Consider the following 17,200-nt stretch of genomic DNA (forward strand, 5'->3'; position numbering starts at 1 on the left):
GCCGTGTAGGAAGCTGCGTCCTGCCGGCTAGCGCGCTTCCAATATAGTTTGCATTTTCTATGTGGCTCGCGAAGTGACCTTCGCAGGTGTAGTGATGCGTTTGGTTGAGTGAATAGCGAGCACGTTGCACACAAACCGCGTGCCGGCGTGTTGTGCAGCCAGCGCAGTCAGAAGAAACTGTCCGGCAAAAACCGCACAGGCGATCCAGGCGGCCTTTCCGCCTGCGCCGTTCCACCAGAGCAAAAGCGGTACGGCAATGACAAGGGGCAGCGAGAGTGCCGACGCGTCGCGCCACAGTAGAAACATCTTGTGCGCGTCCACCACAGCAGTCTCCAATTCGACGCGCCGGTAGAGCTTGTACCAGAACGCGTTTTGCTCGCCCGGTTCCTCCGGCAACGCCCCGACATTTTTTCTCAACGCCGCCATGTCAACCCGCGGGTCCGCCGGGCCATATTTCGAAAAGGCTTCGTGGCCAGGGAGCACGTTTCTGCGTTTCCAATAGACCAGCATCGCTTTGACGTTGGAAGGAATCAGCCACGACAGCAGCAGGACGACAACTGGCAAGACCGTCATCAACGCCGCTCGCGCGGCCACCAACTGCGTCGGCGCCGCGTCGAGCACCGCCGGAAACGCAAAGACCAGTGGCAGCCCGGTATCAAGCAACCCAAGCGCCACCAGCCAAGTCATGTTTCCGGCCTTCGACGATCGTTGCGCATTTCTCATCCCTGGAACTCGGTATCGATATAGAAGTTGTCGTCATCGACGGTGAACTGAATCCAGCCGTCCCGGCGGGTAGTCAAGACATGCCTATCTTTCATGGTCGTGCGCACCCGCACGCCCTGAGCGCGAACGACGGCGCGATAGTCGGGCACTGTCTCTTGCGTTGCGTGCATTTTTGCCTTGTCTGACACCAGTACGCAACTCGGCGTGAAATACGCGAAGATATCTTCACAAAAACCGTTTTCCCGCCCATGGTGCGATGCTACGAGCACGTCAGTGCCGGTCAATTCGGCGCGAAAGGCCGCTTGCTGCAACAACGCGCGCCAACCTGCCTTCTCAAGATCACCAGGAAACAGCATTTTGATGTTCCGGTATTTTATAAAGACCGCCAAACTCAGATTGTTCGTATCCGTGAACAACGGATAGGGATTCCAGAAGGCCGACGCGGTGATGCCACCCATGTTCTGGTCGAAGGGCTCGCCGACCACCCCATTGAATCCTTCGCAAATGTGCGCAAACCGCTCAGCGTCGCGAGTCAACGGCCCGCACTCCTCTTTGATTGCGCGAATCGCGCCGGCGGAGGTGGTGGGATTGCGATACACGACCGGCACAACAATGCGCGCGTCCCACAACCCCTGCAGGTCGCTCATATGGTCTTGGTCGGCGTTGGTGATGAACAGATAGTCAAGCCTGTTGCGGCCGAGCGTTCTGGAAATATAGTTGCTGGGGCGGAAGCCGGAGCCGTGTCCCGAGTCGATCATCGCCAACCGGCCGCCATATGCCCCCAATCCGATCTGCATGACGTGCTGGACCATGGCGCAAGCGCCGTGCTCAACGTTCCAAATCCGAACGCGCATTTCTCCAGGCATGGCCTACCCCAATATCTTTTCACCTGATATTTTGTCATAAGGCACGGCCCGACCGCGAAGACGAGATGCACGGAATCATCGGCCGATCAAAGCAAGTTGGAAACCTGCTGACGATGCGTCACTGAATGCGGCAAGCACATGGAAGGTCAGTGATGAAAGAATTAAGATCAACGTGATCGAATCTCGACGCATCCCCTGACCGGCGATCGAGAAATCGACATTCGCCACCCGGACTTCCAATGTCAGAAGTCCGCCAAACAGGGCTGAGAACCAAACAACATCCAAACTGCACAAAACGCCGTGTTTTGGGAGTAGTGATTTGAAGTAGAGGTAATGCAGTGAGTCTGCGGCAGGACGAAGCTTTGCGTCCGATTCAGTGACGGGCGGGTAGGTTGGCGTCGGCTCCGAAGCTGTAGCTGTTGTTCGAGCAACCTCAACGTTCGACGGGTCAGTGGCCGCATCTGGCCGTTTGCTAAATCATCCAGTCGATCCCGCATAGTCAAACCGGGATTCAAACATGCGAGGTTCGCAAGAACACGGCCGTTTTCCTGAATTGCTTGTTCTGGATTCTCGTTTTCGATTGCCGACAATGCCCACTCAAACCATCCGCGAAAACCGCTTCACACTCGCCTGCCCGAGATAAGCATCAAACACAGAAGCCACGTTCCGCACCAGCATGCGTCCCGCAGGCAACACCCGAATCCCGTCGCGTCCAATCTCAACAAGCTCATCATCGACCATAGCCTCAAGCCGCGCGAGTTCATCGGCGAAAGTGCTCTCAAACGCAATGCCATGCACCCGCTCGATCTCATCGAACCACAGCCCACCACCGCACATCAACCGCATGATGACATCGCGCCGCAGAAGATCATCGGCCGACAATCGCACCCCACGCGCAATGGCAAGCCGTCCATCGTCGATAGCAGCCGCGTACTCACCCACATCACGCGCATTCTGTGCGTAGACATCGCCGATCTTTCCAATCGCCGAAGCCCCGATCCCAATCAAATCACAATCCCCACGCGTGCTGTATCCCTGAAAATTCCGCTGAAGCGTCCCGTCCGCGAGCGCGAGAGAAAGTTCATCACCGGGTAAGGCAAAATGATCCATGCCGATATAAACATACCCCGCGTCGCTCATGCGCTCGATCACGCGCCCGAGAATCGCAAGCCGCACGGCAGGCGAGGGCAGCGCGGATTCATCCATCTGCCGCTGCATCTTGAACAGCGCCGGCATATGCGCATAACCAAACACCGAGACACGATCCGGCGCGAGCGCGATCATCGCATCGAGCGTGCGCGTAAAACTCTCGACGCTCTGATGAGGCAAGCCATAAATCAAATCGACGCTAATCGACTTGAAGCCATTTCGCCGCGCCGCCTGCATGACGCCTTCGGTCATCGCATAAGGCTGCACGCGGTTGATCGCTTGCTGCACGCGTTCATCGAAATCCTGCACGCCCAGACTCAACCGATTAAAGCCAAGCTTACGCAACACGCCGATCGTTTCCGCCGATGCCTCGCGCGGATCGACTTCGATCGAATACTCGGCGCGATCGTCGGATACGAGGTTGAAGTGCTCGGCGGTCGCGGCCATCAACTCCGTCATCTCGGCGTGCGAGAGAAACGTGGGCGTGCCGCCGCCCCAATGCAGTTGCGTCACGGGACGGCGGGTATCGACGAGCGCGGCGTGCATCGCAAGTTCGCGCTTCATGCGGTCGAGATACGGCCGCGCGTGCGCGCGATTCTTCGTCGCGACCTTGTTGCAGCCGCAATAGAAGCAGACGGTGTCGCAAAACGGAATGTGGAAGTAGAGCGATAAATCGGCGGCCGGATCGGCTTTCATTGCCGCCTCGCAGTAATGCTTCGGGTCGAAGGAATCGATGAACTGGACGGCGGTCGGATAGGACGTGTAGCGCGGACCGTGCGCGTCGTAACGTTCGAGGAGATCGGGGCGGAAGAAGGTATTCGAGGATGTCATAACGGACCTTGGGCTTGCGCACGAGTGTAAAAGCGCGAGGCGCGCGGCAATTGCGAGATAAGGTCGCAGTACGGCTTCCCGGGTTTGACGGAACGCAAACTTCAGGCGTGGGACAATGCGGTTTTACGCTTTTGAGCCTAAGTCATGTCGACTGCTTCGAGCGCGCCGCATGCGTGCCGCGAAGGGTGCGGTGCGTGCTGCATCGCGCCTTCCATCACGAGTCCGATTCCGGGGATGCCAAACGGCAAGCCGGCCGGCGAACGCTGCGTGCAACTCGGCGATGATCTGCGTTGCGCGATTTTCGGCGATCCGCGCAGACCGGCTTGTTGCGGCGGGTTGCAAGCTTCGGCGGAGATGTGTGGGGAGACGCGGGAGTATGCGCTCGCGTGGATCGCCAAACTTGAGGTCGCCACGCAACCGCATTGAAGTTCAGTGGTCCAATGACCGGTTTTTAGCCTCACCGCATTTCACAGTTCAGCCCCCGGAGACTCCCGCATGTCCAACCCCGTCGCGCTAACCCGGCGCCGGTTTCTGCTTGCCACGCTCATCGCCTTGCCGGCGCTTGGCGCGTCATCGGTGACGCAAGCAGCTTCGAATTCCATCTTCCCGTTCATTCCGGATCACTACACGTTCTCTCAGCAGCAAGTCCAGGAAGCCGTCGCGCGCAAGTTTCCCTTGCAACGCACGATCTCGCAGATCGTCGATGTCGTGTTGAGCAATCCCGTCATCGGCATGGCGCCTGATCGTAATCGCGTAACCGTGCATGTCGATGCGCGCTTCACCACGCCCTTCATGCCCAACCCCGTCAACGGCGCATTCACGCTCTCGACGCAACTCGGCTATGACGCGCAAAGCCGCTCGGTGATCCTCGTCTCGCCAAGCGTCGATGATTCGCAGTTCTCAGGGGACGCCGCGCAATACAACCAGCAGATCGCTGCCGCCGGTGCCATGCTCGCGGCGCAATTGCTCGAACGGTATCCCATCCACACCTTCAAGCCCGAAGAATTGCAGTTCGCCGGCGTTTCTTACGAACCCGGTACAATCACAGTCCTTACAAACGGCATACGTGTTCAGATCGTCGAAAAATAAGTCGAAATCTTGGCGCGGGGTGCTCCACACGAACGGCGATAACAGCGAAAAAGGGCTGACGGATGGACTGGATATTGATGGTGAAGGCGCTCGTTCTGGGCGTCGTGGAAGGGTTGACCGAATTTCTGCCGGTCTCGAGCACCGGACATCTGATCGTCGCAGGCAGTCTCCTGAATTTCACCGACGCGCAGGCTAAAACCTTCGATGTCGTCATTCAGTTCGGCGCGATTCTCGCCATCTGCTGGGAATATCGCAAAAAAATCGGCTCCGTAGTCACCGGTTTGCCGTCACGGCCGGACGCGCGGCGCTTCACGCTCAACGTGATCATCGCGACCATTCCGGCCATCGCCCTCGGTCTTTTGTTCGAGAAAAGCATCAAGGCGGTGTTGTTCTCGCCGGTGCCGGTTTCGGTGGCGCTGATTGTGGGCGGCATCGTCATATTGTGGGCGGAAGCGCGTCAGCGTGACCGCGCCGCCGCGCCGCGCGTGACTTCCATCGACGACCTCTCTTACTCCGACGCCCTCAAGGTCGGATTAGCGCAATGTTTCGCGCTGATTCCGGGCACGTCGCGCTCGGGAGCGACGATCATCGGCGGCATGCTGTTCGGACTCGAACGCCGCGTGGCCACGGAGTTCTCATTCTTTCTGGCGATTCCGATCATCTTCGGCGCAACGCTCTACGAAATGGCGAAGTACTGGCGCACGCTGACCGTGAACGATCTCGGGCTCTTTGCAATCGGGCTCGTGGCGGCGTTCGTGAGCGCGTTCATTTGTATTCGGTGGCTGCTGCGTTACGTCGCCTCGCACGATTTCTCGGCGTTCGCGTGGTATCGCATCGGTTTTGGCTTGTTGATTCTGATTGTCGGTTATAGCGGCGGTTTGAGTTGGGCTGACTGAAAGTCACGCACGCTTTCTGGCGGGAGTTAAACCCCACGTCTTTTCGAAGCGTGGGGTTTTGTTTTTTGGACGTGACTAAATGTCCGCGTCTCGATTCAAAGGCAGATTGATCGTCTTCAAACACGGCGGAACAGCAAGTCCCAAACGCCATGACCGAGATTTAATCCGCGTTTCTCGAACTTGGTCACCGGACGATAATCCGGGCGCGGAGCATAACCATCGGCGGTATTTTGAAGCGCGGGTTCGGCGGACAGCACTTCGAGCATTTGTTCGGCATAGTTTTGCCAGTCGGTCGCAAGATGCACATAACCGCCCGGTTTCAAGCGCGACACGAGCAAAGCCACGAATTTCGGTTGAATCAGCCGCCGCTTGTGATGCCGCGCCTTGTGCCACGGATCGGGGAAATAAATGTGTACGCCATCCAGACTAGCCGGCGCGATCATGTGTTCGAGCACTTCCACGGCGTCGTGCTGAAGAATTCGCAGGTTGCCGAGCCCTTGTTCGCCAATCAGCTTCAGCAAGGCGCCCACGCCCGGCTCGTGCACTTCCACGCCGATGAAGTCGTCGCCCGGACGCTTGGCCGCGATTTCCGCTGTTGTCCCGCCCATGCCGAAGCCGATTTCCAGCACGCGCGGCGCTTCGCGTCCGAACACGGCTGACCAGTCGGCGACTTGCGCGTCATACGGCACGATGTAACGTGGTCCGAGTTGATCGATGGCGCGCTGCTGGCCCGGCGACACGCGGCCCGCGCGCGTCACGAAGCTGCGGATACGGCGATGGCGCAGCGTGGAGGTTTCGTCGGCGGGAGCGCTGGACGACGTGGCGTCGTCCTGGGAATCGTGATTCATGGCGAGAGCAGAGTGCGTGACTAACGCGGCGCGGCTGGCGAATCCGCACGCGTGCAGAGCGTGGAAACTAAAAAGCCGCCCGGACAACGACAGGCGGCTTTCTCGGCGATGCTGGAGCGGGCGATGGGAATCGAACCCACGTCTGTAGCTTGGGAAGCTACGGTAATGGCCATTATACGACGCCCGCGTGAGCCCGCTATTTTAAGCGGCGGCGCGGCGCAGCGCAATTGCTGCCCCGGCGCCGGCCACCATGCGCGCTTCGTTCAGATGCCGAACAAGGTCATCGAAACGGCGAGACGCGTGACCACCATCAACAATACCTGCACGATGACGAACAGCAGGATTGGTGACAAATCGATGCCGCCCAAGCGCGGCAAAATGCGTCGCAGTGGATCGAGAAACGGCGCGGTGATCTGAAACAAAAGCGGCATGGCCGGCGATTGCGGATTGAGCCACGAAAGCAGCGCCATCAGAATCGTCATCCAGATGATGAGGTTCAGCGCCCACTTCACGACGGTGAGGAGGGCGACGAGAAGGATCATCGGCATCATAAGCGTCGGATCGACGTTGGCCAGCACGACCATCAACGTCACGTAGACGAGCGAGGCGATGAACGCGGCGAGAATGCTCGCCCAGTCGATCTTGCCGCCGGGCAGGATCTTGCGCAGCGGCAACACGATCCAGTTGGTTGCCTGCATCACGCCGTTCGAGACCGGGTTATAGGGCGGCATGCGCACGACCTGCATCCATGCGCGCAGCAAAAGCGCCGCGCCGAACAGAGTGAAGACGGTATTAAGCAGAAAACGGGCGATCTCGCCGAACATCTCGGTTCCTCGATGAAGCCGCACAGGGTTCGAACCTGCGCTGGATAGGGTGAGCGAAGCTAAGGGAAGGCGACGGCCGGGCCACTCGCCGCGAAAAGATGCGCAGGTGCGTAATCGATAAGTCTTGCGCCGCGCGATAACCCGCCAACAAGCGAAGCTTCGATGCCGACCTTGATCGTCGTTCGTTCTCGACTGACTCGTCCTGCGGACACGGCGGCTTTTCTGCGCCTTGCTTCCCCGCCCACCGGATAAGCTCGGTGGGGCGCCGGACGTCACCTTAACATGGCTTGACGGCGGCTTGGGCGCGTTGTCGCACAAGGCGCGGCCGTTTGAGGTTCCGCGGCTTGAAAGGCGCATGCAAGGAGCGTTCACGAACCGGTAGGAAAGAGATTCTCGCGACGGAAAACCCTAGTGTTGTCAATTCGAGACGATCGCAAAAGGCGCGTTTTACGTAAAACTGGCAGGATAGGGAACGAAAAGCGAAACGGGTTATATAGAAAAGTTGGGGATTTATCTGGCAACGAGGCGTAAAGGTGGTCGAAAAAGCACAAGTAGCCGAGGCCTTCGGAACCATTTCCCGCTTTTGTCTGAAAGCCCGCGAGTCTTAACGCCGAATGTGGTTCAACACACACCGATCGAAAGGCTTGGGTTCTATCCCGCACATTGATGCACGGACAGGGCGCGAATACTAAAGAAAAGACGGATCAACAGGGAAAACGGTGGCGCGAAAAAGCGCACGGTTTTCCGTGAGGTTTAATCGCTACGTTCGGAGGTCGCTGTGAGCATATTCTCTTATCGAAAACATTTGCGATTCTTGAGCCAGGCCCAGCGGCGTCGCTGGTGGGATCAGAAAAAGCGTCTAACGCCTCGGGTGGTCATCAGCGGGGCATACGTGCCGCCGAATGTTTCGCGCGAATTCGCTTATGTGAAGGTGGGTTGAAGCGTCGTCGCGTTTCGAACTTTGTGTTTGCAAAGCCCCGCCTGATCGATTGCCCGGCGGGGCTTTTCTTTGCATTTGTAAATGTCGTTACTTGCTGGGCGGCGGAAGTCCGGTCGCAGAACTTTTGCTGATCGAAAGGCACGCCGGACGGCCGACTCGCGTGGGCGCACGCGTTCTAGCCTTTCCAGAAGCGTAAGAAAACTTGCAATTTGCAACATATGGTTCCAGCGGCGTTTGGCCTTTTTCGATAGATTGAAGCCATACCGTCGTTTGTCGTGCCGTACGGATCGGCAGCAGGCGGCGAGGAGAACGAAGGTGAATAGGCTCGCTTATTGGATGGTTGCAGGGGCGCTGGGTGTCGGCATTGTTGGCGCTGCACAGGCGCATGTTTCGGTGGGCATCGGGATCGGGGTTCCCGCTTATCCGGTTTATCAGGCGCCGCCGCCGCCGGTTTATGTCGCGCCGCCCGCGCCGGTGTACGTAGCGCCGCAGCAGCCGGTGTATGTTGCGCCGCCGCCGCCCGTGGTCTATGCGCCGCCGCCTCCGGTCGTCGTCGGAAGTTATGGTTACGGCTACTACGGTCGCCCTTACTATCATCACGGCTACTACCGGGGCGGTCCCGGCTACTATCGGGGCGGTCCGGGCTACTGGCACCGCTAATCGACAATTCGGCTGTCGAATCTTCTGGCGATGCATGTCCCCAAGCGGACCTGCATCGCTTTTTTCGTTGCGGCATCGCTTTTCAGAAGCGCGTCATAACTGGGACAATGACGGCTCTCCTCACCCCTCGTCCTCGTCCCATGTCCTCACTTCCCGCACCTACCTTCGAAGACGTCGCCGATGCCGCTCGCCGCATCGAAGGCGTCGCGCATCGCACGCCGGTTCTCACGTCCACCACGGCCGACGCCATGTCGGGCGCGTCGCTCTTCTTCAAATGCGAAAACTTCCAGCGCATGGGCGCGTTCAAGTTTCGCGGCGCCTATAACGCGTTGTCCCATTTCGACGATGCCCAGCGCAAAGCCGGCGTTATCACGTACTCGTCGGGCAATCATGCGCAGGCCATCGCGTTGTCGGCGAAGCTCGCGGGCATCCGCGCGACCATCGTCATGCCCGAAGACGCGCCTGCCGCGAAGATGGCCGCGACGCGCGGCTATGGCGGCGAAGTGATCACCTACGATCGCTATACGCAGAACCGCGAGGAAATCGGCCGCGCGCTCGCAGAGGAACGCGGCATGACCCTGATCCCGCCATACGATCATCCACATGTGATCGCGGGGCAGGGCACGGCGGCAAAGGAATTGATCGAAGAAACCGGACCGCTGGATTACCTGTTCGTCTGCCTCGGCGGCGGCGGGCTGATCGGCGGATGCGCTCTCGCCGCTGCCGCGCTCAGCCCGTCGTGCAAGGTGATCGGCGTTGAGCCGGAAGCGGGCAACGACGCGCAGCAGTCACTCGCGCGCGGCGAGATCGTGCATATCGAAGTGCCGCGCACGATCGCCGATGGCGCCGCTTCCACGCACGTTGGCGAATACAACTTCCCGATCATCCAGCGTCATGTGGACAGCATCGTCACCGTGAGCGACGCCCAGTTGATCGACACGCTGCGCTTTTTCGCGCAACGCATGAAGATGGTCGTCGAGCCGACCGGCTGTCTGGCCGCCGCGGCGGTGCTGCAGAAAGTGGTGCCGGTGGAAGGCAAGCGCGTGGGTGTGATCGTGAGCGGCGGCAACGTCGATCTGGCGCGTCTGGCGGAGTTCGTCGCCTGACGTGGGCTCGCTCATCGCGCGAAAGGCACGCGCCGCTCAAACCGGCGCGTGCACGATCAGATCGCGGTAACCATTGACGGTCACGCTGTACGCGAAATAAGCGAATAGCACGGCCGAAAGCACATGACACGCGCGCAGCAGGCTCGTGCCCGCGCGCTTGCGGCCGTGGCTCGCCAGCGTGCAGACGAAGAGCGTCCAGCCGAGCCCGCCGCAAAAGAAGCCGATCAGGAACACGGACGCGCTCATCGCGCTGGTCGCGCCGGCTTTGGCGATCAACGCGCCGCCCACGGCCGCGAACCAGAGAATCGCACTTGGCGACGACACCGCGAGCAAACAGCCACGCACGAAACTCTTCGCATGACTTTGGCGTGGCAGACGGTCGTCGGCTTCGCCTTCGACAGGCGGCGCGGATGCGGGATTCAGCGCCTCGCGTGCCATCTTCCACGTGAGGAACAGAAGCACGATCGCCCCGCCGATCCACACGACCCATCGCACGGCCGCGAATTGCAGAAGCGCCGACATGCCGGCCAGCGCGAGCGCCGCGTAGAAGAGATCGCCGAAACAGGTCCCGAGGCCGAGCACGAATCCTGGTTTGAAGCCGTGCGACAGCACGAGCGAAATGATCGCGACATTGGCAATGCCAATATCCAGACACAGCGACAACGACAAAAAGAAGCCGTCGGACAGCAGGGACCACGAGTGCATCGTCTTTTTTTTAGTGATCGCGTAGCGCGAAGTGGATGTCGAGGCGGCCGGTCGATACGCCGACCGTGTTGCGCATTGGCGGGTGGCGAAAGCGTGCGAGCGCGCCAAGCTGCTCGTCCGTGCCTATGCCAAGCCGTTCGAGTACATGCACGACGACCGCGTTGAGCACGCCGGTGTTGCCGTCTTCCACCTTCACCGCGATGCCGAGTGTGCCTTCGGGGCGCCGGACGCCAATGGCGTAGCACGCGTCCGCGCCGGTCTTGCCGACGAGCGTGCCGCCGAAGGTTTGCATCAGCAGCGTACAGAAGCGGCCTTCGCCGGCGACGAGTTCGGGATGCGCCGTCATCGCCTCGTAGATACGCGCGAGCGGCGTACCGTCCGGCGCATCGGCGATTTTTGCGAAGAGCCGCGCGAGGCGATCGAGCGGGAAGGCGGGCGTCGGCAGATTGCAGCCGTCGATGGCCCATTGCACTTCGTCGTCGGCGAGATCAACGACGCGCGCCATCGTCCGCTTGACCCACGCCTGCAGCGGATGCGCGGGCAGATGATAACCGTCGAGCGGCGCATTCATGGCGCGCGCGCCGGCCAGCATGCCGGCGTGCTTGCCGGAACAATTGCTGCACACGGGCGTCGGCATGAAATCGCGTTTGATCCAGTCGCGGAAGACGGCATCGGAAATGGGCGGATGGCCGCCGCAGCGAAGATCGGCTTCGTTTGCTTCGGCTTTCGCGAGCATCGCCCGCGCGCGCTCGATATGACGCGCTTCGCTGTTATGCGACGCGCACATCAGCGCCAGATCTTCTTCGCTGAAGCCGAAGCGTTCGAGCGCGCCGGTTTCGAGCACGGCCAACGCCTGCGCGGGTTTCGCCGCCGAGCGCGGCAAGGTCACGCGATATGGATCGCCGAACGAATGCAGCACGCGCCCGGATGCATCGACCACCGCGACATGCGCCGCATGCGTATTCTCGATGACATCGCCACGAAAAACCGTCGCCCCGATCATGCTTTTCTCGCCGATGGCGACGTGTCGAGGCCGAGTTCGCTCCACAACGTATCGACGCGGCGCTTGACGGCTTCGTCCATGACAATCGGGCGGCCCCATTCGCGCGTGGTCTCGCCGGGCCATTTGTTGGTCGCGTCGAGTCCCATCTTCGAGCCGAGCCCCGCCACGGGCGACGCGAAGTCGAGATAGTCGATCGGCGTGTTGTCCACGAGCACGGTATCGCGCACGGGGTCCACTCGCGTCGTGATCGCCCAGATGACTTCCTTCCAGTCGCGCACGTTCACGTCTTCGTCGACCACGACGATGAACTTCGTGTACATGAACTGCCGCAGGAAACTCCATACGCCGAACATCACGCGCTTGGCGTGGCCGGGATAGCTCTTCTTCATCTGCACGATGGCCATGCGATAACTGCAGCCTTCTGGCGGCAGATAGAAGTCCGTGATCTCGGTGAACTGCTTCTGGAGGAGCGGCACGAAGACTTCGTTGAGCGCGACGCCGAGCACGGCCGGTTCGTCGGGCGGCTTGCCGGTATAGGTCGAATGGAAGAGGGCGTCGCGCCGCATGGTGATCTTTTCGACGGTGAAGACCGGGAACCACTCCTGTTCGTTGTAGTAGCCGGTGTGATCGCCGTATGGACCTTCGAGCGCGTGTTCGTATTTCGCGGATGCCCCCGCGGACGGACGCGGCGGCGCGCCCGCGGGCGCAGGCGGCGGCACGCCGTCTTGCGGATGGATGAAGCCTTCGAGCACGATCTCCGCGCGCGCCGGTACTTGCAGCGTGTCGACGCCAGGCGTCAGGCACTTCGCCAGTTCAGTGCGCGAGCCGCGCAGCAGCCCCGCGAACTGATACTCGGACAACGAATCGGGCACCGGCGTGACGGCGCCGAGGATCGTCGCGGGATCGGCGCCGAGCACGACCGCCACGGGATACGGCTTGCCGGGATTGGCAAGCGCGAATTCGCGAAAGTCGAGCGCGCCGCCGCGATGAGCGAGCCATCGCATGATGAGTTTGTTGCGCCCGATCAGCTGTTGCCGATAAATGCCGAGATTCTGCCGCGACTTGTTGGGGCCGCGCGTGACGGTGAGGCCCCAGGTGAGCAGCGGGCCGGCGTCGCCGGGCCAGCAGGTTTGGATCGGCAAGCGCGCGAGATCGACATCGTTGCCTTCCCAAACTATTTCCTGGCAAGGCGGCGAATTCACCGATTTCGGCGCCATGTCCCAAACGGCCTTGGCAAGCGACAACAGCTTGCCCGCGTCCTTCAAACCCTTGGGCGGCTCGGGCTCCTTGAGCGCCGAGAGCAGCCGGCCGACATCGCGCAGCGAGCCGAGCGCGGCGGTGTCGCTGCCGAGGGCCGTATCGTTGCCGCTCTGCGCTTGCGTTTCGATACCCATGCCGAGCGCCACCCGGCGCGTCGTGCCGAAGAGGTTCGCAAGCACGGGCATGGAATGTCCCGTTGGCGTTTCGAACAACAGGGCGGGGCCGCCCGCGCGCAATACGCGATCGGAAATTTCGGTGATTTCGAGAACGGGGGAAACGGGCTGCCGAACACGGCGCAGTTCACCTAGCGCTTCGAGGCGGGCGGTGAAGTCGCGCAGATCTTTGTATTTCATCGATGATCAGAAAGGGACTCGAGGACGGCCCAGAAGGGCGGGACGGCTGCGCGCCAGACGATTGTCGATTTTACATGCGCTCGCGTCGGTGCGTTCGGAGACATTCAGCAAATTCCGCTTCCAATGCCCCAACTGGCGCGGTTTTCGGCAACTGAACACTGTTCGTTATTACTTTAAGTAATTGAAACGGAAGTCTATAGCATTGACGGATGATTAAAGCCTGCTAGAATCCTTTGCCATCCTTTGCGGGTTTTGAAACTTTTTACCGCTGCCTCAGGTCTTTCAGACGCACATGCGTCGCCTGCGCCGAACATGCCCGGCGATTCATGGCTGTTGGTTGTCACGGCCGGCGTTACCAGCGCCGGTTTTTCGCGTGGAAAGCCTCTGCGCATTCATGGCATGCAGTTCGTGCCGCGCACTCCGGTCAACTTTTTAACCGGCGGCTTTCCAGACGGCTCCATGCCGTTTCCCCGATGCCGTTTGTGCTTGCCGAGAGCGAGCGGTGTCTGATTTACGCATTGAATTCGCGTTTTATTCGTATTCATCTGCGTTAAATCAAGCAACATTGGGAGCATAGATGAACGCTTCGGTTTTCTGGGGTTCCGACACCCGCGCAGCGCAGATCGTGCGCATTGCGCTGCGTCGCGGACGCCGTTTGAGTCAGCATCTCTTCAGCCTCGTCGGCGGCGCCGCCGTCATCACGGCTTTCGCACTTTGGCTCCTGCCTTCCTGGCGTACGACCTTCGCCGCACGAATCATGCCGTTCGTTTCGGCGGCCGTGCAGGCCGGTCCGGCTCGCTTGCTCGCGGGGCAGCCGCTGCCGCCGTTCGCGGCGGTGCATCGGCCGCCGGTCGAGTCGAATCTGGCTGTCAATCTCGTGTCGAAAGCACGGGCCGCGGATGCGCGCGAAGTGCCCGCAACCGCCGCTCCGTCGCTCGGCGCCGCGACCTACGACGACGCCAGCGCCCGCCAGCTTACGGGCGGCATCAGCCTCGCCGTATCGCCTAACGGGCTCGATCCGCGCACCATGCCCTCCGTCGGCATGCTCGCGAGTCTGATTCCCGCCCAACGCGTCGTCGCCGATGCCCGCGACGACCGCGTCCTCATCTCGACGCGTGAGCAGCAACTCGTCGCCAGCTTCATTGCGCGGCGATATCGCGTGGCGCAGGACCCGGTCAGCGAGCTCGTGCGCGCGGCCTTCGATACCGGCCGCGAAGTGGGCCTCGATCCGTTGCTGTTGCTTTCGGTAATGGCGATCGAGTCCGGCTTCAATCCGTATGCCGAAAGCGGCGTGGGTGCGCAGGGTCTGATGCAGGTGATGTCGAAGGTTCATTCCGACAAGTTCCAGTACTTCGGCGGTTCGCACGCGGCGCTCGATCCGCTCGCGAATATCAAGGTCGGGGCGCTGGTGCTGAAGGACTGTATCGCGCGTGGTGGTTCGGTCGCGGGCGGTCTGCGTTATTACGTGGGTTCGTCGACGCAGGACGATGGCGGGTACGGCGCGAAGGTGCTGGCCGAGCGTTCGCGTCTGCGCGATGTCGCGCGTGGCCGCAATGTGCCGATCAACTCGCCCCAAGCGCCTGTGCAGGCGGCGCCGAAGCAGGTTCTCGCTTCTACGTCGGCCGCCACGGCGGATGGCAGCAAGCGCGTGCATGCGACCATCGACAATCAGAAGAAAGCGGAATCGCAGGACGAAACCGATAGTGAAGCGAAGCATGTTGCTTCGGCCGAGTTCGGCGCCTGAGTTTTTTTCGTCGAGTCGTAAAAAAGGGCACCCTCGGGTGCCCTTTTGCTTTTCTTCGCTGCAAATTTATCGGCTGAAAAGCGAGCCCAGGCGATGAACCGCTTCCTCCAGCTTTGCGTACGCCGTTGCGTATGAAACCCGGATATAGCGCTCGGGCGCATGAAAGCCGAAATCGGCGCCTGGTACGAGCACGACGCCTGCATCGTGAAGCATCGATTGCGTGAGCGCGCCGCTGTGGCCGGCTGCGGGGTGCGCGACGCTCATCGTGTCCGCATAGACGTAGAAGGCGCCGTCGGGCGTAACCGGCACGCCAAAGCCCAGCGAACGCAACGCCGGCACGATGTAATCGCGCCGGCGCTTGAATTCGAGGCGGCGCGCTTCGTAGATCGCGATTGTCTCCGGCTCGAAGCAGGCGAGCGCCGCGTGCTGCGCCAGCGCCGATGCGCAGATGAAAAGGTTCTGCGAGAGCTTCTCGACTGCCGGAACCATTGCGTGCGGCACGACCAGCCAGCCGAGCCGCCAGCCGGTCATGCTGAAATATTTCGAAAAGCTGTTTACGGTGACGACATCATCGCCGAAGGAGAGCGCCGAGATGGGCTTCGCGTCGTAGCTCAAGCCCTGATAGATCTCGTCGACGATCGTAAAGCCGCCGCGCGCACGCACCGCATTCACGATGCGCTTCAGTTCATCCGGCGCGATGGACGTGCCCGTCGGGTTCGACGGCGACGCCAGCAATACGCCGCGCGTTTGCGGCCGCCAGTATTCCTCGACGTGAGCCGCCGTCAACTGAAAGCGCTCGGCCGGGCCGCTTGGGATCAGCACGGGCTTGCCGTCCGCCGCCGACACGAAATGCCGGTTGCACGGATAGCACGGGTCGGGCATCAGCACTTCGTCGCCGTGATCGATGAGCGTCATGCACGCGAGCAACAGCGCCGCCGATGCACCCGCCGTCACCACGATGCGCTGCGGGTCGACCGTGAGGCCGAACGCATCGCGATAGTGCTGCGAGATCGCCTCGCGCAACGCGGTCACGCCGAGCGCATTCGTGTATTGCGTGACGCCGCGCTGCAAGGCATCCGCGGCGGCGCGCGTGACCGGTTCGGGCGCCGTGAAATCCGGCTCGCCGATACCCATATGGATGATGTCGCGCCCCGCGCGTTCCAGCGCCTGCGCGTCCTTCATCAACTCCATCACGTAGAACGGCTCGATCGCGTCGACCCGTGACGCAAGCCGCACCAGCGGCTCGGTGGCGGTATTCATCTGCGCGCCTGCGCCTCGGTCGGACGCAAGGCGACCGCGAGCTTGTCGAGCACGCCGTTCACGTACTTGTAGCCATCCGAACCGCCGAACGTCTTGGTCAGCTCGACCGCCTCGTTAATCACCACGCGATACGGAATGTCCAGGTGATGCTTGAATTCGAACGCGGCGACCAGCAGAACCGCGCGCTCCACCGGCGACAGTTGCTCGATCGGCCGGTCGAGACACGGCTGCAACTGCTCGGAGAGCACGTCGGCTTCCTTGATCACGCCGTGCAGAATGGCATCCAGATGCTCATGGTCGGCCTTGTCGAAGCCCTGCGCATTGCGCAACTGCGCGTCGATCTCGCCGCCGGGCGCACCCGACAGCAGCCATTGATAAAGCCCTTGCGTCGCGAGTTCACGCGAGCGGCGTCGAGCGCTCTTCATGCGCGGTCCTCGTCTTCGTCTTCTTCGTCGTCGCCGCCGAGCTGTTCCAGCGCGACGGAAAGATTCGCCATTTCAACTGCCACGCGTGCCGCATCGCGGCCTTTTTCCGTCATGCGCGCGACGGCTTGTTCGTCGTTTTCGGTCGTCAGCACGGCGTTCGCCACCGGCACGCCGAAGTCGAGCGCAATGCGCGAAATGCCCGAGCCGCTTTCGTTCGAAACCAGTTCGAAGTGATACGTCTCGCCGCGCACCACGGCGCCGAGCGCGATCAGCGCGTCGAACTGGCCGGATTCCGCGAGTTTTTGCAGCGCCAGCGGAATTTCGAGCGCGCCCGGCACGGTGACGAGCAGCACGTCTTCGCCGATCACGCCGAGGCGTTCCAGCTCTTCGATGCATGCATCGGCAAGGCCATTGCACACGGGTTCGTTGAAGCGCGACTGCACGATGCCGATGCGCAGACCGTCACCGTCGAGATTCGGCTGGTATTGTCCGATTTCCATGAATGAGTTCCGTTGGTT

The 17,200-nt window shown here is 61.1% G+C and carries 17 protein-coding genes and 1 tRNA gene; 6 read left to right on the forward strand and 12 right to left on the reverse strand.

The genetic code is table 11. The features are described 5' to 3' along the window. Nucleotides 1–57: 57 nt before the first annotated feature. The 3 genes from NCT04_RS04375 to hemN form a co-directional block, all read right to left on the reverse strand. Complete coding sequence (locus NCT04_RS04375) at nt 58–687, reverse strand: hypothetical protein (protein ID WP_250463922.1); 630 nt, start codon at nt 685–687, stop codon at nt 58–60. A 32-nt stretch (nt 688–719) separates the two neighbouring features. Then, nucleotides 720–1,535 carry a ComEC/Rec2 family competence protein gene (locus tag NCT04_RS04380; RefSeq protein WP_250463924.1) on the reverse strand — a complete coding sequence of 272 codons (816 nt, stop codon included), beginning with the start codon at nt 1,533–1,535 and terminating at the stop codon, nt 720–722. 651 nt (nt 1,536–2,186) lie between these two features. Then, nucleotides 2,187–3,569, reverse strand: coding sequence for an oxygen-independent coproporphyrinogen III oxidase (gene hemN / locus NCT04_RS04385; protein WP_250463926.1), 1,383 nt, complete (start codon nt 3,567–3,569; stop codon nt 2,187–2,189). A gap of 144 nt (nt 3,570–3,713) precedes the next feature. On the opposite strand from hemN, the gene NCT04_RS04390 reads away from it, so the two are divergent. The 3 genes from NCT04_RS04390 to NCT04_RS04400 all read left to right on the forward strand — a co-directional run bounded on the left by NCT04_RS04390 (nt 3,714) and on the right by NCT04_RS04400 (nt 5,554). Further along, the gene (locus tag NCT04_RS04390; RefSeq protein ID WP_250463929.1) at nt 3,714–3,995 is read left to right on the forward strand and encodes a YkgJ family cysteine cluster protein; all 282 of its coding nucleotides are present in this window, start codon (nt 3,714–3,716) and stop codon (nt 3,993–3,995) included. A 69-nt stretch (nt 3,996–4,064) separates the two neighbouring features. After that, a complete protein-coding gene (locus tag NCT04_RS04395) occupies nt 4,065–4,658 on the forward strand; it encodes a DUF1439 domain-containing protein (protein ID WP_250463932.1) in 594 nt (197 codons plus the stop codon). Between the two features lie 62 nt (nt 4,659–4,720). After that, on the forward strand, nt 4,721–5,554 hold the full coding sequence (locus NCT04_RS04400) for an undecaprenyl-diphosphate phosphatase (RefSeq protein ID WP_244827409.1): 834 nt from the start codon (nt 4,721–4,723) through the stop codon (nt 5,552–5,554). A gap of 116 nt (nt 5,555–5,670) precedes the next feature. On the opposite strand, the gene trmB is transcribed toward NCT04_RS04400, so the two are convergent. The 3 genes from trmB to NCT04_RS04415 form a co-directional block, all read right to left on the reverse strand. Beyond that, nucleotides 5,671–6,402, reverse strand: coding sequence for a tRNA (guanosine(46)-N7)-methyltransferase TrmB (trmB, locus tag NCT04_RS04405; protein ID WP_250463935.1), 732 nt, complete (start codon nt 6,400–6,402; stop codon nt 5,671–5,673). A gap of 112 nt (nt 6,403–6,514) precedes the next feature. Continuing rightward, nucleotides 6,515–6,589 (reverse strand) — tRNA-Gly (locus NCT04_RS04410). A gap of 76 nt (nt 6,590–6,665) precedes the next feature. Continuing rightward, nucleotides 6,666–7,226, reverse strand: a complete 561-nt coding sequence (locus tag NCT04_RS04415; RefSeq protein WP_244827411.1) for a YggT family protein — start codon at nt 7,224–7,226, stop codon at nt 6,666–6,668. Nucleotides 7,227–8,502: 1,276 nt separating this feature from the next. On the opposite strand from NCT04_RS04415, the gene NCT04_RS04420 reads away from it, so the two are divergent. Both NCT04_RS04420 and NCT04_RS04425 read left to right on the forward strand, forming a co-directional pair. Next, nucleotides 8,503–8,826 carry a hypothetical protein gene (locus NCT04_RS04420; RefSeq protein ID WP_284507700.1) on the forward strand — a complete coding sequence of 108 codons (324 nt, stop codon included), beginning with the start codon at nt 8,503–8,505 and terminating at the stop codon, nt 8,824–8,826. Nucleotides 8,827–8,966: 140 nt separating this feature from the next. Next, entirely contained in the window at nt 8,967–9,932 is a 966-nt protein-coding gene (locus tag NCT04_RS04425; RefSeq protein WP_250463940.1) for a threo-3-hydroxy-L-aspartate ammonia-lyase, read from the forward strand. A gap of 36 nt (nt 9,933–9,968) precedes the next feature. On the opposite strand, the gene NCT04_RS04430 is transcribed toward NCT04_RS04425, so the two are convergent. From NCT04_RS04430 to NCT04_RS04440, 3 genes are read right to left on the reverse strand one after another with little or no spacing between them, the layout of a single operon-like run. Next, nucleotides 9,969–10,637, reverse strand: coding sequence for a LysE family translocator (locus tag NCT04_RS04430; protein ID WP_250463942.1), 669 nt, complete (start codon nt 10,635–10,637; stop codon nt 9,969–9,971). Between the two features lie 10 nt (nt 10,638–10,647). After that, nucleotides 10,648–11,640: an asparaginase gene (locus NCT04_RS04435; RefSeq protein WP_250463945.1), complete on the reverse strand. Its 993-nt coding sequence runs from the start codon at nt 11,638–11,640 to the stop codon at nt 10,648–10,650. Beyond that, complete coding sequence (locus NCT04_RS04440) at nt 11,637–13,253, reverse strand: UbiD family decarboxylase (protein ID WP_250463947.1); 1,617 nt, start codon at nt 13,251–13,253, stop codon at nt 11,637–11,639. The genes NCT04_RS04435 and NCT04_RS04440 overlap by 4 nt, the downstream gene beginning before the upstream one ends. A gap of 577 nt (nt 13,254–13,830) precedes the next feature. Between NCT04_RS04440 and NCT04_RS04445 the strand changes: the two genes are divergently transcribed. Beyond that, on the forward strand, nt 13,831–14,997 hold the full coding sequence (locus tag NCT04_RS04445) for a lytic transglycosylase domain-containing protein (protein ID WP_250463949.1): 1,167 nt from the start codon (nt 13,831–13,833) through the stop codon (nt 14,995–14,997). Nucleotides 14,998–15,063: 66 nt separating this feature from the next. Here NCT04_RS04445 and NCT04_RS04450 read toward each other — a convergent pair whose 3' ends face one another. The 3 genes from NCT04_RS04450 to ribH are packed head-to-tail and all read right to left on the reverse strand — an operon-like array spanning nt 15,064 to nt 17,182. Beyond that, the gene (locus NCT04_RS04450) at nt 15,064–16,257 is read right to left on the reverse strand and encodes a pyridoxal phosphate-dependent aminotransferase (RefSeq protein WP_250463951.1); all 1,194 of its coding nucleotides are present in this window, start codon (nt 16,255–16,257) and stop codon (nt 15,064–15,066) included. Next, nucleotides 16,254–16,682: a transcription antitermination factor NusB gene (nusB, locus tag NCT04_RS04455; protein WP_244827419.1), complete on the reverse strand. Its 429-nt coding sequence runs from the start codon at nt 16,680–16,682 to the stop codon at nt 16,254–16,256. The genes NCT04_RS04450 and nusB overlap by 4 nt, the downstream gene beginning before the upstream one ends. After that, nucleotides 16,679–17,182 (reverse strand): 6,7-dimethyl-8-ribityllumazine synthase, encoded by a 504-nt coding sequence (ribH, locus tag NCT04_RS04460; RefSeq protein ID WP_244827420.1) that lies wholly within the window; start codon nt 17,180–17,182, stop codon nt 16,679–16,681. The genes nusB and ribH overlap by 4 nt, the downstream gene beginning before the upstream one ends. Nucleotides 17,183–17,200 lie beyond the last annotated feature (18 nt).

It is taken from the genome of Caballeronia sp. GAFFF2, from assembly GCF_023631485.1.
Taxonomy (GTDB): Bacteria; Pseudomonadota; Gammaproteobacteria; order Burkholderiales; family Burkholderiaceae; genus Caballeronia.